Origin of the sequence: Paraburkholderia phenazinium (assembly GCF_900141745.1) — a bacterium.
GTDB lineage: Bacteria > Pseudomonadota > Gammaproteobacteria > Burkholderiales > Burkholderiaceae > Paraburkholderia > Paraburkholderia phenazinium_B.
This window is the reverse complement of the sequence record NZ_FSRM01000001.1, coordinates 4068388-4094013: the sequence shown is the minus strand read 5'-3', so window position 1 is coordinate 4094013 and position 25626 is coordinate 4068388. Positions and strand designations below refer to the sequence as shown.

Here is a 25626-nt window from a genome sequence, read left to right as displayed (position 1 = left end):
CTCATTAACAACTAACGCCAGCCCACCGCTTCCGTCCCGTCGACTGGAGAGCGGCCAGCCAGCCGCCGATTCCTTCGTCACACAAACCGTCATCGCATGCGGTTTCCGGCAAGGACTTCCACCGACGAGATTCCTATGTTCAATAAAACGCCGCTGGCAACAGCGCTGGCGCTAGCTTTGTCCGTTCCATTTGCGGCGCCTGCGTTGGCGCAGACCACAGCGACGACTCCCGCGCAGGCTGCGCCTTCGGGCGCGTCGTCCAATGCATCGCCTGGCGTGTCTCCAGACGCGTCTTCCAGCGCAGCATCGACTAGCGGCACGCTGCCGACCATCGCCGTGTCGGGCCAGGGCGTTCAGCAGGATTTCCAGGCCGAGCGCTCGACGGTAGGCGCCAAAACGCCCACGGCCCTACGCGACATCCCTCAGACGGTCACGGTCATTAACAAGGCCGTGCTGCAGTCGCAAGGCGCGACCTCGTTTCAGGACGCGTTGCGCAATGCGCCCGGCGTGACGATCGGCGCAGCCGAAGGCGGCCAGATCGGCAATAACGTCAACCTGCGCGGCTTCACGGCGCAGAACGACATCTATCTCGACGGCTTCCGCGACCGAAACCAGTACTACCGCGATACCTTCGACCTCGAAGAGATCGAGGTGCTGTATGGCCCGTCGTCGATGCTGTTTGGACGCGGCTCGACGGGCGGTGTGATCAACCAGGTCAGCAAGAAGGCCAACCTTCAGGAGTCGGGCGACGTATCGGCAACCGTCGGCACCAACGACCGTTACCGCACCACCGTCGACCTGAATCATCCGTTGACGGATACGTCCGCGATCCGGATCAATGCGTTCGGCCAGAGCCTCGGTTCGACGCGCGACGTCGAGAAGAACAAGGACTACGGTATCGCGCCCGAAGCGCGTTTCGGCATCGGCACGCCGACCGAGGTCACGCTCTCCGCGCTGATCCAGCACAACTACGACATGCCGGACTATGGTGTCCAGGCGCTGAACGGCCATCCGTCGCCGGTGCCGAAGAACACGTTCTACGGCCTCACGACGGACCGCACCATCCAGGATGTGCAGACATTCAACGCGGGCATCAAGCACAGGTTCTCCGACGACCTCACGCTGCGCAACCAGACGCAAATCTCGCATTCGATGACGGACGCGCGCGAAACCGCGCCGCAATCGGTGCTGACGGGGCCGCTCGCGACGAGCCCGGCGCTGACCAACGGCAACTACACGTCGCTGTCGCCGTCGGACCTGTTCATCAAGCTGCAGAGCCACGACCGCGTGATCCAGAATCACTCGATCTACAACGACACGACGCTCGAGTACAAATTCAACACCGGGTTCATCAAGCATGACCTGATTGCCGGTGTCGAAGTGGGACACGACAGCTACACGAACCAGGCCTACACGCGCAACAACCTGCCGATCGTGTCGATGGTCAACCCGGCCTATCTGTCCAACCCGGCAGGGGTGACGACCACGACGGGGAATTACGCGGACTCCGGGTCCAACGAAATTGCCGGCTACTTCAACGACACGGCCTCGCTTGGCGATCACTGGAAGCTGATTGGTGGTCTGCGCTGGGATCGCTTCCAGGCGCAGATCCACAATACGGTCAGCGCGCCGTCGTACGCCAGCCAGACCAACTTTTTCACCAGCGTGCGCGCTGGCGTGATCTACCAGCCGACTGACTGGCAATCGTATTACGTCTCCTACGGCACCTCGTTCGATCCTTCGCTCGAAGCGCTGACGGTGACCAACCTGACGCAGAATCTGGCGCCCGAATCGACCCGTTCGTATGAAGTGGGCGGCAAGTGGGATCTGCTCGGCGGCAACCTGTCGGTCACGTCCGCGTTCTTCCGCGAGGAAATGACCAACGCGCGAACCCAGGTCTCGCCGACCGAGTACGAGCTTGATGGCGACGTTCGCGTCGACGGTTTCCAGGCGGGCGTAACCGGGCACATCACCGACAAGTGGCAGGTCTACGGCGGCTACACGTACATGGACGCCACCATCGTGCAGGCGGCCGACGGCACCCAGGGGAACGTCCCGGCCAACACGCCGCGCAACACGCTCACGTTCTGGACGACGTACTCGCTAACCCCGCACTGGGAAATCGGCGGCGGTCCGAGCTACATGTCGGCGCGCTACGCCTCGAACACGAACTTCGTCGAGGTCGGCGGCTATACCCGTTGGGACATGACGGCGGCCTATCACGCGAAGAAATACGATGTGCGCCTGAACCTGCTGAACCTGACCAACAAGACGTACTACGATGCGCTGATTCCGTCCGACGGTGGCCGTTCCGTGCCAGGCATTGGCCGCACGCTGCTGGCTACGGTCGATTACCGGTTCTGACGCAGACTTGCGTGAACTTCCGGGGTCACCGTGTTGACGCACCCTGTTCGTACAATGCGGCGACTCCGCGAAAGGATTGACTGATGCTGTTGCAGATTCCGAATGTGCTTAACGAGGAGCAACTGCGCTTCGTGCGCGAACGGCTCGATGCGGCGGGCGATGCCTGGGTCGATGGCCGGGCTACCGCCGGCTATCAGGGCGCGCCGGTCAAACGCAACCAGCAGATCGAGCAGTTCTCGCCGCTCGCTCGCGAGCTGGGCGATGTGATTCTCGCCGAGCTCGAGCGGCACCCGCTCTTTATCAGCGCAGTGTTGCCCAACCAGGTCTATCCGCCGCTGTTCAACCGTTACGAAGGCGGCATGCAGTTCGGCAGCCACGTGGACGGTGCGGTGCGTCTGTTGCCGAACGGCAGCAAGGTGCGCACGGATGTGTCGATGACGCTCTTTCTCTCCGCCCCGGATGAATACGATGGCGGCGAACTGATCATCGAGGATACCTACGGCGTGCAGCAGGTGAAGCTGGCGGCCGGCGACATGATTGTCTATCCGGCCACCAGTCTGCATCAGGTCGCGCCCGTCACGCGCGGCGTGCGGCTCGCGAGCTTCTTCTGGGCACAGAGCCTCGTGCGCAGCGATACGCAACGCGCGCTGCTGTTCGATATGGACACGGCGATCCAACGCCTCAACTCAATCCAGGCCGACGACGCGGCACGCCGCAGTCTCGTTGGTTGCTATCACAACCTGTTGCGTCTTTGGAGTGAAACATGAGTACACCGGTTATCGACGATGCCGGCGTTGGTTCGAGCCCCGTGCCCGACAAGCCTGCGCGGGCGACCGGCCCGCAGGGTGCCGAAACCACCCGGCAACCGAAAAGCGCAGGGCGTATCACCTTCATCAAGTGGCTGCGCAAGGTGCACGGCTGGATTGGGCTGTGGGGTGCGGCGCTCGGTCTGCTGTTCGGCACCACCGGGTTCCTGCTGAATCATCGTGGCGGCCCCTTGCGCGTCTCTACGGGGGAGCCCGTGGTCTCCACGGTGCAGGTGCCGCTGCCGCAACCCGCGCCTGAAACGCCGCGCGAGCTGGCAAAGTGGCTCAAGCAGGAACTGAAGCTGGCAGGCAAGCCAGGACGCATGCAGAACGAGCCGGCGCATCGGGTGGCATGGGGCGAGCGCAGCATGATGCAGCCGGAACACTGGGAAATCAGTTTCGCCTCGCCGCACGAGAACGCCGCGGCGGACTACTGGGTCGGCAACGACTTCGTGACCGTCAAGCGCACGGAAAACGCCTTTCTCGCCACGCTGACCAACCTGCACAAGGGCGTGGGCATGAGCGTCGGGTGGGTGCTGGTGGTCGATACGCTGGCGGGCAGCCTCATCCTGCTGTCGCTGACCGGCGTGCTGCTGTGGACCGAACTGAACCGTCGCAAGACGGTGGGCGCGGTGCTCGTGATCGGGTGCATCGTCACCATGCTTTGCGCCGGGCTTCTCTGAGCCGTACCCTCGCGCGGCGTGGTATTCACTTACCCCGCCGCGTTTTTTCATGGTTTTTGCACGTGACGCGCTAAAATTGCCGTCCTTTCAACGCATCTTATCGCCGGATTGCCGGCGATCCCCACTTGAGCGTGCAAAAGATACTGATCGTGCGGGTGTCGTCGCTAGGCGACGTCGTTCACAACATGCCGGTGATCGCGGATATCCATCGCCGCCATCCCGAGGCGCAGATCGACTGGCTCGTCGAAGAGAGCTTCGTGGGGCTGGTGCAGCTCGTGAGCGGCGTGCGCCGGGCGATTCCGGTGTCCCTGCGGCGCTGGCGCAAGCGGCTCTTTTCGCTTGAGAACTGGCGCGAGATCGGTGCGTTCCGGCGCGCGCTCGCCGCCGAGAATTACGACCTGGTGATCGACTGCCAGGGGCTCATCAAGACCGCGTGGGTGGCCAGCATGGCGCGCGGCCCGGTGGTGGGCCTCGGCAACCGCACGGACGGCGCCGGCTACGAATGGCCAGTGCGCTTCTTCTACGACAAGCGTGTGCCGATCGAAGCTCGTACTCACGTGGTGGAGCGCACGCGTCAACTGGTCGCCGCCGCGCTGGACGACCCCAAGCCCGAACCCACCGACGAGATCGACTTCGGCCTCGATACCGGCCGCGCTGCGCTGGCCCTGTCCGAGGCGAATCTGAACCTGCCCGTGCCGTACGTGGTGTTCGTGCACGCCACCTCGCGGGCCGACAAGCAATGGCCGGACGCCGCGTGGATCGAACTGGGGCAGGCGCTGGTGCTGCGCGGCGCCTCGATCGTGCTGCCGTGGGGCAGTGACGCGGAACGCGTGACCAGCGAGCGGCTTGCCAGGGAGTTCGGTGCTGCGGCCATCGTGCCGCCGCGTCTGTCGTTGCCTGCGGTGGTGGGACTGATCGACGGTGCTGCTGCGACCGTCGGAGTTGATACAGGTCTAGTCCACATCGCGGCGGCGCTGAAGCGGCCCACGGTCGAGTTGTACAATTTCGCCACCGCGTGGCGCACCGGCGGCTACTGGTCGCCGAATGTCATCAATCTCGGCACCGCTGGCCAGCCGCCGACGCTGCAGCAAGTGAAGTCCGCGCTGACCGGTTTCGGGTTGTTATAGCCTTCACCGACCAGCCTGCCGGGCCACGCGCGCAGCAATGCTTGACCAGAGGGCAGGATGCTGCAGGACAGCAACCACGCTGCAAGCCACCAGAATTACGCTCCATCCGCTTTCAAGGGCGACCATGAACGAAACCCAGATCATCGAAGTTGCAAGCGCTGACTGGCACGGACACAACCTGTCTGTGCCGCGCGAGACGCTGCTGGCCGGCGTCGAACGCGGCAAGGTGCTGTATTTTCCCAATCTGCGCTTTGCGATCGAAGGGGGCGAGCAGGCGCTGCTCGATCCCGCGCTGGCCGATCCGAATCGCAAGAACATCAGTCTCGAGCCGAACGGCGGCGCGCTGCATGGCGTGGTGGGCGATGCGGTGACGCAATCGGCCGTACGCGCTTTGATCGCACGTTATCAGACCAATGCACGCACGCTGGTGGACGGCCTCTTTCCCGAGTACGACGGCAAGCTGCGCGTCGCGCCGACGAGCCTGCGGCTGCATCAGGTGGAAACGCGTCAGACCTCGTGGCGCAAGGACGATAGCCGCCTTCACGTGGATGCGTTCCCGTCGCGCCCGAACTACGGCGAGCGCATCCTGCGCGTTTTCACCAACATCAATCCGGCCGGCGCGCCGCGCGTGTGGCGCGTGGGTGAACCGTTCGAGGACATGGCCAGGCGCTTTCTGCCGAGCATCAAGCCGCAGATGCCCGGCTCCGCGTGGCTGATGAACCTGCTGCACGTGACCAAATCGCTGCGCAGCGAATACGACCATCTGATGCTGAATCTGCACGACAGCATGAAGGCCGATCTCGAGTACCAGAAGTCGAGTCCGCAGGAGACCATGCCGTTTCCGCCGGGCTGCGTGTGGGTGTGCTTCTCCGATCAGACTTCGCACGCCGTGATGTCCGGTCAGTTCATGATGGAGCAGACCTTCTTCCTGCCGGTCAAGGCGATGGCGCAACCCGAGTGCGCGCCGCTCGGCATTCTCGAACGCCTCAAGGGCAGGGCGCTGGTTTGAGCGCCGCCGGCTTTGCGCGGGGCTGCGCCGATTTCGACTTCATCGACTTCCCTTTGGACGCGAGTGCGGAGTGCGGATGCTGAGGGCAATCTATAATGCCCTCTGGTGGTTCGTCGCGCCGCTCGCGGTGCTGCGCCTGTTGATCCGCTCACGCAAGGAGCGCGGTTATCGCGAGCATATCGGCGAGCGCTTCGGCTACACGCGTGGCCGCGTGCCCGAGGACGATGCGCCGCTGATCTGGGTGCATGCGGTATCGGTGGGCGAGACGCGCGCGGCGCAGCCGTTGATCGAGGCGCTGATGAAAGCGCGCCCCGATGCGCGCATTCTGCTCACGCATATGACGCCGAGCGGCCGCGCCACCAGCGAGCAACTCTTCGGCGATCGCGTGATGCGCAGCTACGTGCCATACGACATGCCGCATGTAGTGCGACGTTTCTTGCGCGCGTGGCGTCCGACGCTCGGACTCGTGATGGAGACCGAAGTGTGGCCGACGCTGATCGACCAATGCCGGCGGGCCGATGTGCCCCTGGTGCTGACCAATGCGCGGATGTCGGCGCGCTCGTTCAAGCGTGCCGCGCGGTTCGGTAAGGGGACGCGTGAGGTGTTCGGTGGCTTTGCGCGGGTCTTGGCGCAGAGTCCGTCGGATGCTGAGCGTTTGACCGCACTCGGTGCGCGTAACGTGGCGGTGCTCGGCAATCTGAAGTTCGATATGAGCACGCCGCCGGAACTCGCGGCACGTGGGCATGCCTGGCGCACGGCGATCGGTTCGCGGCCGGTGTGGGTGGCCGCGAGCACGCGTGAAAATGAAGAGGAGCTTGTGCTGCAGGCGTTCGCGGCGTTAGGTGTCGAGGATGCGTTGCTGATTCTGGTGCCGCGTCATCCGCAGCGCTTTAACGAAGTGGCGGCGCTGGTCGAGAAGGCCGGGCTGCGCTATGAGCGTCGTTCGACTTGGGCACCGGGCGCAGCAGGGGCGTCGGTACAGGGCGTGGGCCGGGCGTTGCCGGCGAGCGTGACCGTGTTGCTCGGCGATTCGATGGGTGAGTTGGGTGCTTACTATGCGGCGTCCGATCTGGCGTTTATCGGCGGCAGTCTGTTGCCGCTGGGTGGACAGAATCTGATTGAGGCGTGCGCGGTGGGCGTGCCGGTGCTGATCGGGCCGCATGTGTTCAATTTCACGCAGGCCACGGCCGATGCCGTGGCGGCGGGCGCGGCGGTGCAGGTGCAGGATCCGGCGGATCTGGCGAGAGCGTTGCGTGAACTCTTCAACGACAAGGCGCGGCGCACGGCAATGAGCGGCGCGGCGTCGGCGTTTGCCGCGCGCCATCGCGGAGCGACGGCGCGCACGGTGGATGTGTTGATGGCGTTGTTGCCGGAGGTGGTGGAGTGAAAGTGGCGGTACCTGGCCGGCGGTATCCTTTTGTTCGGCGATAAATCGTATATTCTGCGAAGAGCAGGAAGTGCCGCTTGTTTTCTCGCGAGACCCAACGTTTTTCCGATAATCCGCCTATGACGCTTTTCACTGACCTCGGCTTTCACTGGGACCGCACCGCGGTTCCACGAGATCTGCCGATCCATTCGATCAAACGCGTTTCCTTCCGCTTTCATCGGATGCTGCCCGAATTCGTCTGGGATGCGAGCGTGCTCGAAGGTAATCCCTTTACGTTTCCCGAGGTCAAGACGTTGCTTGATGGCGTGACTGTGGGTGGCCGGAAGATCTCGGATCAGGAGCAAATCCTGAACCTCGCGGACAGTTCGAAGTACCTGCTTGCGCTCGTTCAGCGTGAGCGGTTCACACTCGACAAGGCGACGTTCTGCGACTTGCATCGCATCGTTGCGCGGAACGAAGCGCTCGAGTGGGGCGTGTTTCGGGGCGAGGGAGAGGAAACCCATTACACGCCGGATGTAGCGTTGGGCGAGAAGGGACGCTATACGCCGTTGGCTACCATTGCTGGTGCTCCTGAACTGAATCGCGTCTTTGCTGCTGGCACAACCGCACTCGTCGATCAGGTCGACAACGTCTTCGAGCGAGGTTGCGCCTTTTTTCTCTTCGGAGCGTTGCAACAGTTCTTCTTTGACGGCAACAAGCGCACGTCGCGCTTCATGATGAACGGCGTGCTGATGTCGAACGGCATTGATGCTATCAGCGTACCGGCTCAGCGCGCCGGCGAATTCAACGAAAAGATGGTGGGTTTTTATACGTCGAAGAACGCGACGGAGATGATGGCATTCCTGGCGGAATGCCATCCGGAAACTTGATGAGGCGGGCCGCGTTGCGATGCGCGCGGCAGATCAAACCGTCAGCAACCCCTTCTTCTCGATAAACGCGATCACTTCATCGAGGCCATCGAGCTTCTTCAGATTGCACATCACGAACGGCCGCTCGCCGCGCATTTTCTTCGCATCGGACGCCATTACGTCGAGGTTCGCGCCGACCATCGGTGCGAGGTCCGTCTTGTTGATCACCAGAATGTCCGACTTCGTAATTCCCGGGCCGCCTTTACGCGGAATCTTCTCGCCACCGGCGACGTCGATCACGTAGATCGTCAGGTCCGACAACTCGGGGCTAAACGTCGCCGCCAGATTGTCGCCGCCCGATTCGATGAACACGATGTCCGCATCGGGAAAGCGCGTCAGCATGCGATCGACCGCTTCCAGGTTGATCGAGGCGTCTTCGCGGATCGCGGTGTGCGGGCAGCCGCCCGTTTCCACGCCCATGATCCGTTCGGCCGGCAACGCGCCCGCTACCGTCAGCAGACGCTGGTCTTCCTTCGTATAGATGTCGTTGGTAATGGCGACGAGGTCGTAGCGGTCGCGCATCGCCTTGCAGAGCATTTCGAGCAGCGTGGTCTTGCCGGAGCCGACCGGGCCGCCGACGCCTACGCGCAGCGGCGGCAGTTTCTTGGTGCGATGAGCGGTGTGGTGCTGAGGTGCTTTCATGATCGATCTTTTCTATGAGCGGAAGAGCCGCGAGTATTGCGACTCGTGACGCGCCGACAAAATGCCCAGCTGCGGCGCGAAGGTGTTGATGTCGTCGGGAGTTGTGGCGAGTGCGCGCTGGACGGCAGCGTCTATCGGCGCACGCAGCGCCACGATGATGCGTTGTCCTGCGAGTTGCCCAAGTGGGACGGCCTTCAGTGCGGCTGCGGCCTGGTTCTCGACCCAGCTGAATGCGTACGCGGCGAGCGCGGCGTCTGCGGAGACGTCGTGGGCGAAGGCAGCAAATGCAAAGGCTGTCGGTTGTGCCAACGGTGTGAGTGCCGCGAGCGTCGTGCGGCGCTCCGCATCGCCCCATTCGAGCGAGACGCACAACTGCCGCAGCGACCAGCCCATTTGCTCGGTTTCGCGGCGCAGTTCCGCGGATTCGCGGCTTGCGAGGAATTCGCTGTTGGCGAGGGCGAGGCCCGCCGCGTCATGGGCATGCCAGCGTTCAATCTGATGCGCGAGAAACGGTAGCTCGCCGAGCCCCAGGACTTCAGTGAGGCCACTGGCGATCCAGTCGCGGGCGCTATCGGCGTCGGTGATGAATTGCGCTTCGATGGCCGCTTCGAGTCCCTGCGAATAGCTGAACGCACCGATCGGCAACGCCGGCGATGCGAGATGCAGCAAGGCTGTGAGTTCAGCGATGCGCATGTTTGGTGTGGTCGTGATCGTGGTCGCAGGACGCGTCGCAGTCGGTGTGGTCGTGGCTGTGACCGTGCTCGTGATCATGATCATGATCATGTTCGTGGCTGTGATTCTCGCCATGTGCGTGCGCATGCCCGGTGCCGTGATCGTGCGCGTGACCATGGTCATGTCCATGGCTGTGATCATGCCCATGATGCTCGCCGTAAACCTGCTGCGCCAGCGCATAGTCCTCGGCAAACGTCTCGTCATGTCCATGCTTATGCCCACCGCCATAAGCGCCGGACTCCGGCTGAAACGGCAACGTCACCTGCTCGACCATCGCGCCGATCCGCTTGAGCATATCAGCGAGCACCCGATCATATTCGAGCTTCAGATAATCGGCCCCAACTTCAACCGGCGTATGCCGGTTGCCAAGGTGATAAGCCGCGCGCGTAAGCGTCAGCGCATCCCGCGCGGTGACCATCAAAACGGCCTCAGGCGCCGCGACCACCCGCACCAGCGCACCATCCTGCGCGACCAGCACGTCACCATCGCGCAGCACCGTGCCACGCGGCAACACTAGCGCCACCTCTTTGCCATTATCAAGCGTCGCCGCCAGACGGCTCTTGCGACGCGCATCGAAGTCGAGCGTCAGCGTCGGTGCACGCTTGACCAGCACCGCTGCGAGCTTGATCTTCGGATCGATCAGTTTGTCGATAGTGCGCATGATTAGAACAGGAAGTAACGTTGCGCCATCGGCAGCACGGTGGCCGGTTCGCAGGTCAGCAACTGGCCGTCCGCGATCACCTGATACGTTTCCGGATCGACGCTGATGGCCGGACGCCACGCGTTGTGAATCATGTCGGCCTTGCTGATGTTGCGGCAGTTCTTCACCGGCACGATACGCTTGGTCAAACCATACCGCTCGGCGATGCCCGCATCCGCGCCCATCTGCGACACGAAGGTCAGCGAGGTACGCGCCAAAGCGCCTCCGCGTGTGGCGAACATGTCGCGGTAGTGCACCGGCTGCGGCGTCGGGATCGACGCGTTCGGATCGCCCATCTGCGCCATCGCGATCATGCCGCCCTTGAGAATCAGCGACGGCTTGATGCCGAAAAACGCCGGTTCCCAGAACACCAGATCAGCCCACTTGCCCGGTTCTATCGAGCCGACTTCGTGCGCAATACCATGCGTGATAGCCGGATTGATCGTGTATTTCGCCACATAGCGTTTGGCGCGGAAGTTGTCGGCGCGAGCGTTATCTTCCGGCAGCGCACCGCGTTGCACCTTCATCTTGTGCGCGGTCTGCCACGTGCGGATGATCACTTCGCCCACGCGGCCCATCGCTTGCGAATCGGAAGACAGCATCGACAGCGCGCCAAGGTCGTGCAGGATGTCTTCGGCGGCAATCGTCTCGCGACGAATCCGCGATTCGGCAAACGCGATGTCCTCTGCAATCGACGGGTCCAGGTGGTGGCACACCATCAGCATGTCGAGGTGCTCGTCGAGCGTATTGACTGTGTACGGGCGGGTCGGATTGGTCGACGACGGCAGCACGTTCGCCTCGCCGCAGACCTTGATGATGTCCGGTGCGTGGCCGCCGCCCGCGCCTTCGGTGTGATACGTGTGGATCGTGCGGCCCTTGAACGCGGCCACGGTCGCTTCGACGAAGCCTGCTTCGTTCAGCGTATCGGTGTGGATCGCGACCTGGGTGTCGGTGTCGTCGGCAACGGACAGGCAGTTGTCGATGGCCGCGGGCGTCGAGCCCCAGTCCTCGTGCAGCTTCAGGCCGATCGCGCCCGCGGCGATCTGCTCGGTGGCCGGCTCCGGCAGGCTCACGTTGCCCTTGCCGAGAAAGCCGAGATTCATCGGATAGCCATCGGCGGCCTGCAGCATGCGTTCGAGGTGCCACGGTCCAGGCGTGCAGGTGGTGGCATTGGTGCCGGTAGCCGGACCCGTGCCGCCGCCGATCATCGTCGTCACGCCGCTTGCCAGCGCTTCGTCGATCTGCTGCGGGCTGATGAAGTGGATGTGTGTATCGATGCCGCCCGCCGTTACGATCAGGCCTTCGCCGGCGATCACCTCGGTGGCCGCACCAATCGGAATCGTCACGCCCGGCTGGATGTCGGGATTACCCGCTTTGCCAATCGCGGCAATACGGCCGTTCTTGATGCCGATATCGGCCTTCACGATGCCCCAGTGATCGAGGATCACCGCGTTGGTGACGACCGTATCGACGACATCGGCCGCGACGCGCTGCGACTGGCCCATGCCGTCGCGAATCACCTTGCCGCCGCCGAATTTCACTTCTTCGCCGTAGGTGGTGTAGTCGCGCTCGATTTCGATCAGCAATTCGGTGTCGGCAAGTCGCACGCGATCGCCGGTCGTGGGGCCGAACATTTCCGCGTACGCGCGGCGGCCAATACGTAATGTCATGATGTGAAGTCCGGAAAAGGGCAGGGCGGGTATTCGTGACGTTCGACGACGGGGCTCATGCCACGCGTCAGAGCGGTCCCATCACCTTGCCGTTGAAGCCGTAGACGACGCGGTTGCCCGCCAGTTCGACCAGCTCGACCGTGCGCTCCTGGCCGGGCTCGAAACGCACGGCGGTACCCGCTGCAATGTTCAGACGGAAGCCGCGTGCCACCTCGCGGTCGAACGACAGCGCTGGATTCACTTCATAAAAATGGTAGTGCGAACCAATTTGCACGGGACGGTCACCGGTGTTCGACACCGTGACCGAGACCGTTGCGCGGCCCGCATTGAGTTCGTGCTCACCGTCGTCGGTGAGAAGTTCGCCGGGAATCATCAGGGGCTCCGGGGCGGGTCAGGGAATCGGATGGTGGACGGTCACGAGCTTCGTGCCGTCGGGGAAAGTGGCTTCGACCTGAATGTCCGGAATCATCTCCGGTACGCCTTCCATCACGTCGTCGCGCGTGAGCAGCGTGGTGCCGTAGTGCATGACTTCGGCGACTGTCTTGCCATCGCGAGCCGCTTCCATCAGCGCTGCCGAGATGAATGCGATCGCCTCCGGGTAATTCAGTTTGAGGCCGCGTGCGCGGCGACGTTCGGCCAGTAGCGCGGCCGTGAAGATCAGCAGCTTGTCCTTCTCGCGGGGTGTCAGCTTCATCGGATGTCTGGTTGGGTTGCGCCCGTCCCAGCCGGGACAGGCGTCGGATGCCATCGGGGTCGCGCGTTGTCGCGAACGCTTGAGGGGTACGCTACAAACCGCGACAAGCTTAACGCCAGATCAGCTTACAAAGATATCAAGGCTAACTAACAGATTTATTACAGCGTCTTCGGCAAGGGCGCGCCGAACCACTTCTTCGACATGGCGTCGAACGTGCCGTCGGCCTTGGCTTGGGCGATAGCGGCGTTGACCTTCTCCTGCAACCGGCTTTCATTTTTATTCATGCCGACGAAGCATGGTGAATCCTTTATAACGAACTTAGGTTCTGGACGGCGCGGCGGATTCTTCGCATTGATCGCGGCGGCCACGATATTGCCCGCAGCGATCAGTTGCACCTGGCCGGACAGGAAGGCGGCGATGGTGGCGTTGTTGTCTTCGAAGCGTTTGATGGTGGCGTTCGGCGCCATCTGCGTGAGGGCGATTTCTTCGAGCGCGCCGCGCGTCGCGCCGACCGTGATGCCGGTGAGATCGGCGGGGCTGCTGACCTTGATGTCGGCGGGGCCGAACACGCCCTGGTAGTAAGGGGCGTAGGCGGTGGAGAAGTCGATTACCTTCTCGCGATCGGGCGTCTTGCCGAGCGATGAGATCACCAGGTCGACCTTGCCGGTCTGAAGGTACGGGATACGGTTTGCGCTGTTAACCGGCACGAGTTGCAGTTTGACGTTCATCGACTTGGCGAGCACGGCTGCTGTGTCGATGTCATAGCCTTGCGGCTGCATGTCGGGGCCGACTGAGCCGAACGGCGGATAGTCCTCGGGGACCGCGACCTTTAGGACACCGGATTTGGTGATGTTGTCGAGGGCGTCAGCGTGGGCTGCTGGCGTTGTCAACGCAAGGATCGGTGAGAGCAGCAGGGCGGCGAGCCACGTGCGGCGTGACTGGCGGGAAGACAGTTCGGTCATGTTGGTCAGCGGTGGTGGGCAAAGCGGGTGGCCTCCGTCGGGTGCGGGGGCATCGTGAGGGGTTTGGCGAGCAAGGTGTGTGCCAATGCGGTGCAGCGGGGATGGGCGGGGAGGTTCTACAGGTGATGCACCTTGGTGGGGCTTTTCGATGCGCTGCGATGGTGCTAATGCTGTGTGCTTTAGTCTGCTTGCATCGCCCCTGAACGGGTCCGCTCAGGTTGTGCAGGCTCGTACTGTTCCTTTATCTACGCCGCGTTTAATTCGGCGCAGATCCGGCCAGCATTGCACCAGCGCACGTTTGGTTTGTTTCGCTCTCTCAGGTCGTCCAGATCCGCAGCGGTACCGCTTCGACGCCGTGAACGATCGGGCGCAGCTGTAGCCAGCATTGCGTTAGCGCGCGTTGCAGCGATTCCATTGACCGCGCCACGGCCCGTACAAGTACCACGCCTGGAGTTACGCACGAGGCGGCAGCGCGTAGCGTGTCGGTGAACGGGAGTTGCCCGGTTAGCTGTTCGGCGAGCGTGTCGTCGCAAGCGGGCCCTACGGCCCACAACGTGCCGTAGGCGGGGAATCCCGCGAGGCCTTGAGGGGCATCGCGCAGCGGATCGGTGGCGGCGAGATTGGCGCGCTCAAGCCACAGCAATTGGCCGTCTGGGCCGACGATGCGCGAGACCGCGCGTAGCGTGCCCGCCGACCATCGTTCGCCGGCGGCCTGGCGGCCGAGTTGCGTGGCGTCCCAGCCGAGCGCGGTGGCGCCTTCGGCCATCGACAGCGTGAAGTCGAGGGTCGCGTTGGCGTGATCGAAGACGATGTTGTTCTGCGGCAGCCAGTCGAGTCTGGCGTTCGCGCCCACGCGCACATCAATCTGCTGCCGCGCCGCGCGATCGTTGGACTTGTACCACTTGGTGGCGCCGGGAGTCGTGAGCACTGCATGTGTGCTCGCCCCAAGCGCTACGTCGATGTGAAGCTGATCGCCACCGGCGACACCGCCCGGAGGATGCACGATCACCGCGTGGCAGATCGCGTGGCCTTCGGGATAGAGGGGGCGTTGGACGCGTAACGGACCATCGTGCAGGCGATGGACGAGCGTCGTGCGTTCAGCGTGTCTGGCGAAGCCGAGTTCGAGGCGAGCTTGCCACTGGGTGTGCGCGGCGGAATCCGCCGAGGCGAGCGTGGCATGGTTTTCGTGAAGCGACATGCGGGTCGATGTAGTTGGACTTTGCGTGGCGACTGCCCGGCGGCTGCTCGTCGACGCCAGGCAACGCACGATCTGAGCGATCTACGTGACCCGGTTCGCAGCGACATGAGCGCGCCGGATGGATGCGGCGAGGATAGCATGGGCCGTTCGCCGCACGGGACGCCTGTGCTTCTGCATGTCTTTGGCCGTCACTCGGAGATAGCTCGCGTACGCTGGCAGATGAGGCGTTCCAGTCCCGGTGGCCCGTCAACATTCAGACTGCGATGAGTTCGCGCACACCGTTGGCGTCCATGTCGGCGCCTTCACCGCCGGCGACGATTTCACCGCGGCTCATGACCCAGTATCGATCGGCGATGGCTTTGGCGAAGTCGTAGTACTGCTCGACGAGCAGCACGGTAAGGCCCATTTCCTCGACGAGTTGACGCAGGGTGCGGCCGATGTCCTGGATGATCGACGGTTGGATGCCTTCGGTGGGTTCATCGAGGATGAGCAGTTGCGGCTCGCTCATGAGGGCGCGGCCGATAGCGAGTTGTTGCTGCTGACCACCGGACAGGTCGCCACCGCGGCGGCTGCGCATATCTTTGAGGACGGGAAACAGTTCGTAGATGCGATCGGGGATTTTCGACGGTGCCTGTTTGCTGGCGGCGCCTACCATCAGGTTTTCTTCGACGGTCAGGCGCGGGAAGATATCGCGTCCCTGAGGGACGTAGGCGAGGCCATTCGCGACACGGGCGTAGGTTGGAAGTTTGGTGAGTGGCGTGCCGCGCCAGGCGATCGCGCCACTGCGGGTTGGGACGACGCCCATCAGGCAACGCAGGAGCGTGGTTTTGCCCACGCCGTTGCGGCCCAGTAGTACCGTGAGTTTGCCGTCTGGCACCGTTAGCTTTACATCTCGGAGGATGTGGCTGCCGCCGTAGTACTGGTTCAGGTTTTCTACTTCTAGCATTTTGCTCCGTTCCTCTTTCTGTGCTTTCTTAGCTTCGGGGGCCCGCGGTGGACAAACTTCACCTCCCCAGATAAGACTCGATCACAGTCTCATCCTTCTTGACCTCATCAAGCGTGCCATGGGCGAGAACGCGCCCTTCGGCCATAACAGTCACTTTCCCCGCCTCGCCAGAAAGAGCAGCCACGAATTCCATATCATGCTCAACCACCATCATGGAACAAGTCCCACGAAGACGATTAAGAAGCTCAGCCAACTGCATAGTCTCGTCATCAGTCATCCCAGCCGCTGGCTCATCAAGCAGAAGTAGCGCCGGTTGCTGCATAAGCAACATCCCAATCTCGAGCCGCTGCTTCTGCCCATGCGAAAGCTCCCCAGCGAGCCTGCGAGCTTCACTCTCCAGATGAATGAGTTCCAGCGTTTCCTCGATTCGCGCCTGCGCATTCCGGTCAAGCCGTGCTCGCAACGAAGCCCACCACCCCTTGTCAGCCTTCATCGCCAGTTCAAGGTTCTCCCACACCGGATGCTGCTCAAACACCGTCGGCTTCTGAAACTTGCGTCCAATTCCCGCGCGCGCAATCGAAGGCTCATTCATTCGCGTCAGGTCGATCGTTTGCCCCAAAAACACCTTGCCGGAATCGGGCTCAGTCTTTCCAGTAATCACATCCATCATCGTCGTCTTGCCGGCGCCGTTCGGTCCGATGATGCAGCGCAATTCGCCGACATCAATCGATAGCGTCAACGCATTCAGCGCCCGAAAGCCGTCGAAGCTGACCGTCACGTCCTCAAGATAGAGAATCGTCCCGTGCGATACATCGATCTCGCCCGGTGTCACCACCCGCCCGAAATCCGCCACGCCGCTCAGCGAGTGTTCGGCCGGCTCCTCCGGCAATGCCAGGTCCGGCACCATCGGGTTTTCGTTCATGAGCGCTTCCTCCGGTGCATCGCCATGTCGATCAGGCCCATGATCCCGTGTGGCAGCAGCAGCGGCACCAGCACGAAAATCAGGCCCAGAAAGAACAGCCAGTATTCAGGGAAGTTCGCCGTAAAAAAGCTCTTCGCTCCATTCACCGCAAATGCACCGATGATCGGTCCGATCAACGTGCCGCGTCCACCCACCGCCACCCAGATCGCCATCTCGATCGAGTTGCCCGGCGACATCTCACCCGGATTGATAATCCCCACCTGCGGTACGTACAACGCCCCTGCAATCCCGCACAGGATCGCCGAGACGGTCCAGATAAACAGCTTGTAGCCAAGTGGGCTGTAGCCAAGGAACATCAGTCGTGTCTCGCCATCGCGCACGCCGGTCACGACGCGTCCGAGTTTCGAGGTCACAATCGCTCGCGCACCCAGAAACGCCAGCACCAGCACGGCAAATGTGATCAGGAAGAGCGCTGTGCGCGTGCCCGGATGGGTGATAGGAAAGTTGCCGATCCGCTTGAAATCCGTGAAGCCGTTGTTGCCGCCAAAGCCGGTCTCGTTGCGGTAAAACAGCAGCATCGCGGCAAATGTCATGGCCTGCGTGATGATCGAGAGATACACGCCCTTCACCCGCGAGCGGAACGTGAAGAAACCAAACACCCACGCAATCACGGCCGGTACCAGCACCACTAGCAGCAGCGCGTACCAGAGATGCTGCGTGCCCTCCCAGTACCACGGCAGCGCGTGCCAGTTAAGGAACACCATGAAGTCGGGCAGATCGCTCTGATAGACACCCTGATGGCCGATCGAGCGCATCAGGTACATGCCGATCGCGTAGCCGCCCAGCGCAAAGAACAGGGCGTGGCCCAAGCTTAGGATGCCGCAGTATCCCCACACGAGATCCAGCGCCAGTGCGCCGATCGCGTAGCACATGAACTTGCCCATCAGCGTCATCATGTACGCGGACAGGTGGAAAGCGCTCGTTTCGGGCAGTACCAGCGCCGAGAGCGGCACGCCAAGACCGATCGCGATGATCAGCGCAATCAGCGCGATCCACGCAGGCCGCGTAAGCAGCGCCGGACGCGGCGGCAGGCCGAGCGCAAAGCCGCTTTGCGTGGAGCGCCCGGTGCCCGGCGCGGTGCCGGGGGGCGTGACCGAAGCAGGGGAGGTTGCAGATGTCATCTCATGCCTCCGCGCTGCGGCCCTTGAGGGCGAACATGCCCTGCGGCCGCTTCTGGATGAACAGCACGATCAGGACGAGCACCGCAATTTTGGCGAGCACGGCGCCCCAGAACGGTTCGATCGCCTTGCTGATGAGGCCGAGCCCGAAGCCGCCGATCACCGTACCGGCGAGCTGCCCGACACCGCCCAGCACCACCGCCATGAATGAATCGATGATGTAGCTCTGGCCCAGATCCGGTCCGACATTGCCGATCTGCGACAGCGCGCAGCCGCCCAGTCCTGCAATGCCCGCACCGAAGGCAAATGCGTATGAGTCGACCCGTGCGGTCTTCACGCCCACGCACGCCGCCATGCGGCGATTCTGTGTGACGGCCCGTACGAAGAGGCCAAGACGCGTCTTCGTCAGCACCGCCCAGGCGATGCCGACCACGATCAGCGAAAACGCCAGGATGGCGAGCCGGTTGTACGGCAGGATCAGGCTCGGCAGCACTGTGACGCCGCCGCTCATCCATGCCGGGTTGCTCACCTGCACGTTCTGCGCGCCGAAGATCATCCGGGTGGCCTGGATCAGGATCAGGCTGACGCCAAACGTAGTCAGCAGTGTTTCGAGCGGGCGGCCATACAGGTGCTTCAGAACAAGCCGCTCGAGCACCATGCCTACCACCGCTGCGGCGACGAACGAGGCGGGCACGGCGAGCAGTGGATACCAGTCGAAAGCGCCCGGCGCGTAGCGCTGGAACAGGTTCTGCACGACGTAAGTTGCATACGCGCCGATCATCAGGAACTCACCGTGCGCCATGTTGATGACGCCGATCAGCCCGTATGTGATAGCAAGCCCGAGCGCCGCAAGCAGCAGCACGCTGCCGAGCGACAGGCCCGCGAACAACGTGCCGGCGATTGCGCTGCGGCGCTGGATCGCATCGAGCTCGTCGATGCCGGCCTGCGCGGCGGCGCGCACGCGGTCGTCGCTCTCTGCAAACGTACCGTCCGGCTTCTTCGCGACGAGCGGCCGCAACAGTTCGTTCATGTCGAGATCGTGACGCGCTGCCACGAGTTGCACCGCTTCGAGGCGCGTGGCCGGATCGCTGTTGTGCAGCGCCGTCATGGCCCACAGTGTGTCGAGTTTCTTCTTCAGATCCGGATCGGTTTCCTTCGCGCGTTGCGCATCGATCAGCGGCTTCATCGAAGGATCGGGGTTTTGCAGCAGCGCGTTGATGGCCGTGCGGCGCGTTTCCAGATCGGGTGAGTCGAGTTGCGAGCCGGACAGCGCGCCTGAGACTTTCGAGCGCAGCAGGTTATTCAGCGTTACCGGTTGTGCGTCGGTTGCCGTGACCGTCTTGCCAGTGATCGCATCTTTGGTCGCGTCGCCGTCCTGGATCAGCACTTCACCGGAGTCGGTCGTGAGCGCGTTGTCTTCGGACAGGGCTTTCAGCAGTGCCTGGGAAGGCGCGTCGTGAGCGGCGATCAGTTTGTCGATGGCCGCGGACTTGGCATCGAAGTCGTCGCCGGCGAGCGGGGCGATATCGGCTGGGGCCAGCGCGAAAGCTGTGAGCGGAGCAATGATGATGAGCGCGATGCCGAGCTTGCCGATACCGCGCCGTGTGAGCCTCAGAATGGAAAACGCCATGATGCCCTTTGATAGTGCAATTGGATCAGGCGGGCGCGAGTTGCACGCGCCCTCCGTTACATCACGCAACCCGCGAGCGGCGCAGGAATGCCGGGATCGAACTGACGACATCCGGCTTGCCCGCGTTGCCGGCGATATACGGACTCCACGGCTGCGCACGAATCGCCGTTTTGGTGCGCCACACCACGTTGAACTGACCGTCGGCACGTACTTCGCCGATCATCACCGGCTTGTGCAGGTGGTGGTTGCCGTCCATCGTGAGCACGAAGCCGGACGGTGCATTGAAGGTCTGGCCGATCATCGCCACGCGCACCTTGTCGACATCGGTGCTCTTGGCCTTTTCGACCGCCTGCTTCCACATATGGATACCGACGAAGGTCGCTTCCATCGGGTCGTTGGTGACGCGCTTGTCGCCGCCCGGCAGATTGTTGTCCTTGACCCATTTGGCGAACATCGCCTTGAACTTGGTGTTCTCGGGATCGCGCAGCGACATGAAGTAGTTCCATGCAGCGAGGTTGCCCACCAGCGGCTTCGTGTCGATACCGCGCAGTTCTTCTTCGCCCACCGAGAACGCCACTACCGGCACGTCCGTCGCTTTCAGGCCCTGGTTGCCCAGTTCCTTGTAGAACGGCACATTCGAGTCGCCGTTGACGGTCGAGATTACCGCGGTCTTGCCGCCCTGCGAGAAAGTCTTGATGTTGGCGACGATGGTCTGATAGTCGCTATGGCCGAACGGTGTGTAGACTTCCTGAATATCGGCGTCCTGGACTCCTTTCGATTGCAGGAACGCGCGCAGGATCTTGTTGGTCGTGCGTGGATATACATAGTCGGTACCGAGCAGGAAGAAACGTTTGGCCCCGCCGCCTTCGGCGCTCATCAGGTATTCGGTAGCAGGTATCGCCTGCTGGTTCGGTGCTGCACCCGTGTAGAACACGTTGCGCGACATTTCTTCGCCTTCGTACTGCACGGGGTAGAAGAGCAGGCCGTTGAGTTCCTCGAACACCGGCAGCACCGACTTGCGCGACACCGAGGTCCAGCAGCCGAATACCACCGCGCACTTGTCCTGGGTGATGAGCTGGCGTGCCTTCTCGGCGAACAGCGGCCAGTTCGACGCCGGGTCCACCACTACCGGCTCGATCTGCCGGCCCATTACGCCACCGTTTTTGTTGATGTCCGAAATGGTCATCAACGCGGTGTCTTTCAGAGAGGTTTCCGAGATCGCCATCGTGCCCGACAAGGAGTGCAAGATGCCGACCTTGATCGGCCCGCTGTCGGACTGCGCGTTAGCAAACGGACTCTGGCCTGCGAGTGCCAATGCGCCAGACATTGACCCGAGCTTTAACAGATTGCGACGTTTCATTTGCTACCCCTTGCCTTTGGTTGAATGAATGTTTTATGGGCGTCGATTCCAGCCATCGAGGCTGTCCGGCATGGCTTGCCAGACAACTACTGCAAGGCACGTGCCAAGCGGTAAGAGTGACCTGTGCGTCGCGCACGGGGCGCTGCGGTGCGGTAGGCACTGTCCCGATCGATCGGCGGCCGGTATGCCGGATGGGCGCAAATGTGGTGCATGCGCTGATGCCTCGCCTCGTTGCGGTGCGCGTCGCGCTGCAACGAAGCGTGCCTGGCCGCCAGCGAGCGGCCAAGGTGCATCGCCGCCGCGCCTTTGTGCATGAGGGCGGCGCACCGCTCGCAAATGAAAAAGGCTGGCCACCTTGCGGTGCCAGCCTCCTGCATGCACGAATGACGCGGCGCGTCTGAAACCTAGAACGCTACGAACGGCCCCGCTTGCGTCCCTACCCTGGCGTTTTCGAGCACGGTATAGACGCTTCGGCCGTAGAAGAATGGCAGGCCCCAGAGGAAGCCCTCTTCGGACAACATGTTGTTGGTGGAGACGTCGTAGACCGGCAGGCTGGCCAGGTACATGCCGAGATTGTCATAGGCAGCGTAGCCGCTTCCCATCATGTTGGTCGCGTTGCCGATCGAGAACTGCACCATGACAGGGTTGCCGGTCCCGTTAGTGGACGCCATGGTTGCCGACAGCGCCTGGTCGCTCGGTGGCGTGTACCACTCGCCCGTGGTCGGGATCGTGGCGTCCGAGAAGGCGTAGCCGTTGGTGCCGCTGTCAATCGCGCTGTTGATGATCGCGCGGCCTTGGTACTGGGTCGTAAAAAGGCCGTTGCCATCCACCTGCAAGATGTTCGCGTTGGCCGGCAGCGCGTTGTTCGCCTGCGTGCCGACACCGAATATCAACTGTCCCGTCACCCGGACCTGTCCTCCCGCGGGCAACGCGGGCAGGCGGATGACGGTGCCGTTGTTATTGGTAGCCAAACCTGCAACCGGGTTCATGACCTGCCTGGTGAGCGGTACGCGCGTGCCGGTGCATGAGTCCGTGGTCGGGCAATAGTAGTAGCCCGCCGGAATCACCGACTTTGCCGCGAGCGAACTGTCACGCACGAAATGGCCGATGCCAACGATTCCATTGAAGGCACGGTTGCCGTTGGCGCCGAGGAGCGGGCCGAGGTCTGGGCCGCCACGGGAGGTGCAGTCATCGGGCGCGGTGTACCCGCCGTCGCCGATCACCTGGATGGGGATGTTGCTCGCCTTCTTGTTGCCCAGGATGACATCGGCACGCTTGATGGGCCCCCATGTGAAGCCGGACGCGAACAGCGCGCATTGAACGATTGGCGCCGAGCCGACCTTGTCGTCGGTGGCGCCGACCTGCGTCAGCAACTGGGCGTTCAACGCAGGGCTCAGCGCGCTGCTGGCAACCCGCACGCCGACCGAGCCGGTATCGACGAGCATATTCGTCACCGTCACGCACTGACTGTTGTTGGGGGCACCGGCCGGGCACAGCGTGACCGTGACGGAGGGCTGGTTGACGGCGTCCATCGAGGGATCCACGACGATCGGCACCGAGTTGCTGGTGTCGACGGGCGGAGACGGCGGCGTGGGCGTCACCGGCCAGCTTGCCGAGGCCGGCCAGTTGATGCCGCTGTTCGTGCTGCTCTCTCCGGAGCCTCCGCCGCATGCGGAGAGGACGACGCTGGCGCTCAGTAGCGCGACGCCGAGGGTGTGGCTGAAGGTCTTCATTTTGATGGTGTTCCGGGAAGGCGGCGGCGCGTTACTGCAGGTTGTTTGCGCGGAGATCGGCGGGCATGAGGCGGGGGAGGTAGGCGGTGCCGAAGAAATGTCCTGGGCGTCCCGCCGACTCGATCTGAAGCTCGCCGTTGTGCTGGATCAGCGCGCCTGTGCCGCGCAAACGTTCTTCGCCCGCGGAGACGAAGTGGGGGAAGTAGTTGCCGAGCAGCGCTTTCATGTCGGGTCGCACCGGGCCTTGCCACGTGAGCGCGAAGACGACGTTGCTCGGCAGCACATACTCGCGCACGGTGATGCCGTCGGCATCGCGCGACTCGTACACGGAATAGGCTGAGGTGGAGTAGGCGGGCGTCGCTACGGAAGCAGATAAAGCGGACGCTGTGGATGCAGCGGACGATGCAGCCTGCCGGGTGGCATGCAGCGACACGGGAGCGGATGACCCCGCTGCGGGGGCGCCCCCGAGCACGGCGTGGGAGGTGAGCGGCAGCAGCGTTGCTGCGGCCAGCGCGATCTTCACGAATCTCATCAGACTGCTCCGGAAATTGAGTCGGAGCATGTTGCCTTCAACGAGCAGGTCGAGCCGCTGGAAACTTCCTAATCTGTGACGTGAAGTATCGCTACGGGATAGCGACGCGCGAAATGGACGAAAAAAAGCCACCGCATGGGTGGCTCATAGATAAGCTGGCTTCGTACTCTTCAATTTCAATAAGTGGGCACGGCCGGATCAACCTGTCTCGACCACGCGTCGATCCCGCCTTGCAGATTGAACACGTTTTTATGCCCGCGCGATTCGAGAAACATCGCGACCTGCGCGCTACGTGCGCCGTGGTGGCACACGCAGACAATCTGCGCATCGTCATCGAGCTCTTCGCTGCGTGCCGGAATCTCACGCATCGGGATCGACACGGCGCCGGCGATCGACGCTGTCTGGATTTCCCACGGCTCGCGCACGTCGAGCAGCACGGGCGCGGGACGCGATTGATCGGCAAGCCATTCGGCCAGAGCGGGAGCGGTCAGGTTTTGCATCAGCGGTACACCCTTAGAACTTGAAACGCGGCGGCTGCACGGCGTTGATCAGCGGCTCGACATACGTTTCGAACACGTCGGCAATCCGATATTGCTTTTCGTCGATGCGCGTGATGATCTGCGCCTTCATGACCGGCGCGGTGCCGACGAACGCAGCCAGACGGCCGCCAATCTTCAGATGCTCGAGGATCTCCTGCGGCAGGACCGGCAGGCCGCCCGACACGCAGATCACGTCATACGGTGCCGCTGCGGGCCAGCCGCGCGCGGCGTCGCCGGTCGCGACTTCGGCATTCAGGACACCATTGGCGGCCAGGTTGGCCTTGGCCAGTTCAGCGATTTCCGGTTCGATATCCACGGTCAGCACGTGCTGTGCGCGGTGGGCGAGCAACGCCGCCATATAACCCGAGCCAGCACCGATTTCCAGCACGCTTTCGTGCTTCTTCACGGCCAGTTCCTGCAGCACGCGCGCTTCGACGCGCGGTGCCAGCATGTGCTGGCCAGCTGGCAGCGGCACTTCGAAGTCGACGAAGGCCAGTTCGCGATAGACCGTGGGGACGAAATTCTCACGCTTGACGATCGAGAGCAGATTCAGCACGTCCTGGTCGAGCACTTCCCAGGGGCGGATCTGCTGTTCGATCATGTTGAAACGCGCTTGTTCGATATTCATGGTGGGTTCGGCGGTTCGGTTTAGGTGCGACCTGTGGGGGTTCGGGACAACTGCGGAATTGTACCAAACCAGGGGCGAAACCCGTTTCCCGGACAGCAGGCTGCACGGCGATCCGATAGCAACCTGGTGCCAACCCGGCCCGTGTTAATCCCTACGAGACAGACCTTGCGATTCCTTGCTCCATCGCCCAAAAATGTAATCGATTACATTTTCGCGACAAAAAACTGTGTCCCGACTGCCGCAATCAGAGACCAACGCGCCCCGAACCGCACCTCCATCGTCCGAGGGCATCTCCATTGCGGGCGTTGCGGAGCAGGCGGGGGTGTCGGTGGCGACGGTTTCGCGGGTATTGAACGGCCACGCCAACGTACGTCCCGCCACGCGCGACAAGGTGCTGGCAGCAGTGGACGCGAGCGGCTACCGCGTCAACGAGCTAGCCCGCAACCTGCGCACCGCCGAGAGCCGGCTGCTGCTGACCATGGTGCCGGACGTCGGCAATCCGTTTTATGCGGAAATCGTGCGCGGCATCGACAGCGTCGCGCGTCAGCACGGCTATTTCATGCTGCTATGCGACACGGGCGCCGACCCGGGCCGCGAGCGCAGCTACTTCGACCTGCTGCGGCGGCGTCGCGCCGACGGCGCGATCTGCCTGGACCCGGCCACGGTGCAGCAGGCGCTCGCCGAAGAGTCCGGCGCGCTGCCGTGGGTCGCGTGCTGCGAGTTCGATCCGGCGGTCGGCGTGCCGTATGTCGGCATCGACAACTACCGGGCCGCCGGCGACGCCGTGCGGCATCTGCTGGCGCAGGGGCATCGGCGGATCGGCCTGATCAACTCCGACGTCGCTTACCTTTACGCGCGGCAGCGCCAGCAAGGCTACCTCGACGCATTGCGCGACGCCGGCATCACGCCGGACGAACGTTGGCGCATGAATCTGAACAGCCTCGACTACGAAGCGGGTGCGTCCGCCGCAGCGATGCTGATGGCGCAACGCGACGCGCCGAGCGCGATCTTCGCGGTGTCGGACACGCTCGCGATCGGCGTGATTCACGGTCTGCGCAGCGTCGGCAAGCGTGTGCCGGACGACGTCGCCGTGATCGGTTTCGACGATATCTCGCTCGCCGCGCAGATCGACCCGCCGCTGACCACGATCGCCCAGCCGATGCGCGAGCTCGGCGAAACCGCTGCACGCCTGTTGCTGCAGCGTCTGGCGAATCCCCTGGCAAACGTGCCCGGTGTGCTGTTGCCGCACCGGCTCGTGATTCGCGGGAGTGCCTGA

25 protein-coding genes are annotated in these 25626 nt (G+C 62.9%); 8 read left to right on the top strand and 17 right to left on the bottom strand.

Annotation, left to right across the window (positions count from 1 at the left end; translation table 11 throughout):
• Positions 1–135 precede the first annotated feature (135 nt).
• The 7 genes from BUS06_RS18355 (at position 136) to BUS06_RS18325 (ending at position 8245) form a co-directional block, all read left to right on the top strand.
• Positions 136–2364 carry a TonB-dependent receptor gene (locus BUS06_RS18355; RefSeq protein ID WP_074265555.1) on the top strand — a complete coding sequence of 743 codons (2229 nt, stop codon included), beginning with the start codon at positions 136–138 and terminating at the stop codon, positions 2362–2364.
• 83 nt (positions 2365–2447) lie between these two features.
• On the top strand, positions 2448–3131 hold the full coding sequence (locus BUS06_RS18350; protein WP_074265554.1) for a Fe2+-dependent dioxygenase: 684 nt from the start codon (positions 2448–2450) through the stop codon (positions 3129–3131).
• Positions 3128–3853, top strand: a complete 726-nt coding sequence (locus BUS06_RS18345; RefSeq protein ID WP_083611458.1) for a PepSY-associated TM helix domain-containing protein — start codon at positions 3128–3130, stop codon at positions 3851–3853. The genes BUS06_RS18350 and BUS06_RS18345 overlap by 4 nt, the downstream gene beginning before the upstream one ends.
• 125 nt (positions 3854–3978) lie before the next feature.
• Complete coding sequence (waaC, locus tag BUS06_RS18340) at positions 3979–4980, top strand: lipopolysaccharide heptosyltransferase I (RefSeq protein ID WP_074265553.1); 1002 nt, start codon at positions 3979–3981, stop codon at positions 4978–4980.
• 124 nt (positions 4981–5104) lie between these two features.
• A complete protein-coding gene (locus tag BUS06_RS18335; RefSeq protein WP_074265552.1) occupies positions 5105–5989 on the top strand; it encodes a Kdo hydroxylase KdoO in 885 nt (294 codons plus the stop codon).
• A gap of 76 nt (positions 5990–6065) precedes the next feature.
• Positions 6066–7376, top strand: a complete 1311-nt coding sequence (gene waaA, locus BUS06_RS18330; protein ID WP_074265551.1) for a lipid IV(A) 3-deoxy-D-manno-octulosonic acid transferase — start codon at positions 6066–6068, stop codon at positions 7374–7376.
• A gap of 119 nt (positions 7377–7495) precedes the next feature.
• Positions 7496–8245 carry a Fic family protein gene (locus tag BUS06_RS18325; protein WP_074266174.1) on the top strand — a complete coding sequence of 250 codons (750 nt, stop codon included), beginning with the start codon at positions 7496–7498 and terminating at the stop codon, positions 8243–8245.
• Positions 8246–8278: 33 nt separating this feature from the next.
• Here the strand turns inward: BUS06_RS18325 and ureG are convergent, their stop codons facing one another.
• From ureG to BUS06_RS18235, 17 genes are all read right to left on the bottom strand, one after another.
• Positions 8279–8926: an urease accessory protein UreG gene (ureG, locus tag BUS06_RS18320; protein ID WP_074265550.1), complete on the bottom strand. Its 648-nt coding sequence runs from the start codon at positions 8924–8926 to the stop codon at positions 8279–8281.
• A gap of 12 nt (positions 8927–8938) precedes the next feature.
• Positions 8939–9619 carry an urease accessory protein UreF gene (locus BUS06_RS18315; protein WP_074265549.1) on the bottom strand — a complete coding sequence of 227 codons (681 nt, stop codon included), beginning with the start codon at positions 9617–9619 and terminating at the stop codon, positions 8939–8941.
• Complete coding sequence (gene ureE / locus BUS06_RS18310; protein ID WP_074265548.1) at positions 9606–10319, bottom strand: urease accessory protein UreE; 714 nt, start codon at positions 10317–10319, stop codon at positions 9606–9608. The genes BUS06_RS18315 and ureE overlap by 14 nt, the downstream gene beginning before the upstream one ends.
• A gap of 2 nt (positions 10320–10321) precedes the next feature.
• Positions 10322–12028 carry an urease subunit alpha gene (gene ureC / locus BUS06_RS18305; RefSeq protein WP_074265547.1) on the bottom strand — a complete coding sequence of 569 codons (1707 nt, stop codon included), beginning with the start codon at positions 12026–12028 and terminating at the stop codon, positions 10322–10324.
• 67 nt (positions 12029–12095) lie between these two features.
• A complete protein-coding gene (locus BUS06_RS18300; protein WP_074265546.1) occupies positions 12096–12401 on the bottom strand; it encodes an urease subunit beta in 306 nt (101 codons plus the stop codon).
• An 18-nt stretch (positions 12402–12419) separates the two neighbouring features.
• On the bottom strand, positions 12420–12722 hold the full coding sequence (gene ureA, locus BUS06_RS18295) for an urease subunit gamma (protein ID WP_074266173.1): 303 nt from the start codon (positions 12720–12722) through the stop codon (positions 12420–12422).
• Between the two features lie 158 nt (positions 12723–12880).
• Positions 12881–13684 carry a transporter substrate-binding domain-containing protein gene (locus BUS06_RS18290; RefSeq protein ID WP_074265545.1) on the bottom strand — a complete coding sequence of 268 codons (804 nt, stop codon included), beginning with the start codon at positions 13682–13684 and terminating at the stop codon, positions 12881–12883.
• 316 nt (positions 13685–14000) lie between these two features.
• Entirely contained in the window at positions 14001–14882 is an 882-nt protein-coding gene (locus tag BUS06_RS18285; RefSeq protein WP_074265544.1) for an urease accessory protein UreD, read from the bottom strand.
• Between the two features lie 253 nt (positions 14883–15135).
• Positions 15136–15828 (bottom strand): urea ABC transporter ATP-binding subunit UrtE, encoded by a 693-nt coding sequence (gene urtE / locus BUS06_RS18280; RefSeq protein WP_074265543.1) that lies wholly within the window; start codon positions 15826–15828, stop codon positions 15136–15138.
• A 58-nt stretch (positions 15829–15886) separates the two neighbouring features.
• Positions 15887–16750, bottom strand: coding sequence for an urea ABC transporter ATP-binding protein UrtD (gene urtD, locus BUS06_RS18275; RefSeq protein ID WP_074265542.1), 864 nt, complete (start codon positions 16748–16750; stop codon positions 15887–15889).
• On the bottom strand, positions 16747–17931 hold the full coding sequence (urtC, locus tag BUS06_RS18270) for an urea ABC transporter permease subunit UrtC (RefSeq protein ID WP_074265541.1): 1185 nt from the start codon (positions 17929–17931) through the stop codon (positions 16747–16749). Before urtC ends, urtD begins: the two co-directional genes overlap by 4 nt.
• A 1-nt stretch (position 17932) precedes the next feature.
• Positions 17933–19558 (bottom strand): urea ABC transporter permease subunit UrtB, encoded by a 1626-nt coding sequence (gene urtB, locus BUS06_RS18265; protein ID WP_074265540.1) that lies wholly within the window; start codon positions 19556–19558, stop codon positions 17933–17935.
• A gap of 61 nt (positions 19559–19619) precedes the next feature.
• Entirely contained in the window at positions 19620–20918 is a 1299-nt protein-coding gene (gene urtA, locus BUS06_RS18260) for an urea ABC transporter substrate-binding protein (protein WP_074265539.1), read from the bottom strand.
• Positions 20919–21322: 404 nt separating this feature from the next.
• Positions 21323–22651, bottom strand: coding sequence for a DUF3443 family protein (locus BUS06_RS18250; protein ID WP_074265537.1), 1329 nt, complete (start codon positions 22649–22651; stop codon positions 21323–21325).
• A gap of 31 nt (positions 22652–22682) precedes the next feature.
• Positions 22683–23183 (bottom strand): DUF2844 domain-containing protein, encoded by a 501-nt coding sequence (locus BUS06_RS18245; protein ID WP_074265536.1) that lies wholly within the window; start codon positions 23181–23183, stop codon positions 22683–22685.
• 176 nt (positions 23184–23359) lie between these two features.
• A complete protein-coding gene (locus tag BUS06_RS18240; protein ID WP_074265535.1) occupies positions 23360–23683 on the bottom strand; it encodes a rhodanese-like domain-containing protein in 324 nt (107 codons plus the stop codon).
• A gap of 13 nt (positions 23684–23696) precedes the next feature.
• Complete coding sequence (locus BUS06_RS18235) at positions 23697–24350, bottom strand: protein-L-isoaspartate O-methyltransferase family protein (RefSeq protein WP_074265534.1); 654 nt, start codon at positions 24348–24350, stop codon at positions 23697–23699.
• A gap of 235 nt (positions 24351–24585) precedes the next feature.
• Between BUS06_RS18235 and BUS06_RS18230 the strand changes: the two genes are divergently transcribed.
• Positions 24586–25626, top strand: coding sequence for a LacI family DNA-binding transcriptional regulator (locus tag BUS06_RS18230; protein WP_143787617.1), 1041 nt, complete (start codon positions 24586–24588; stop codon positions 25624–25626).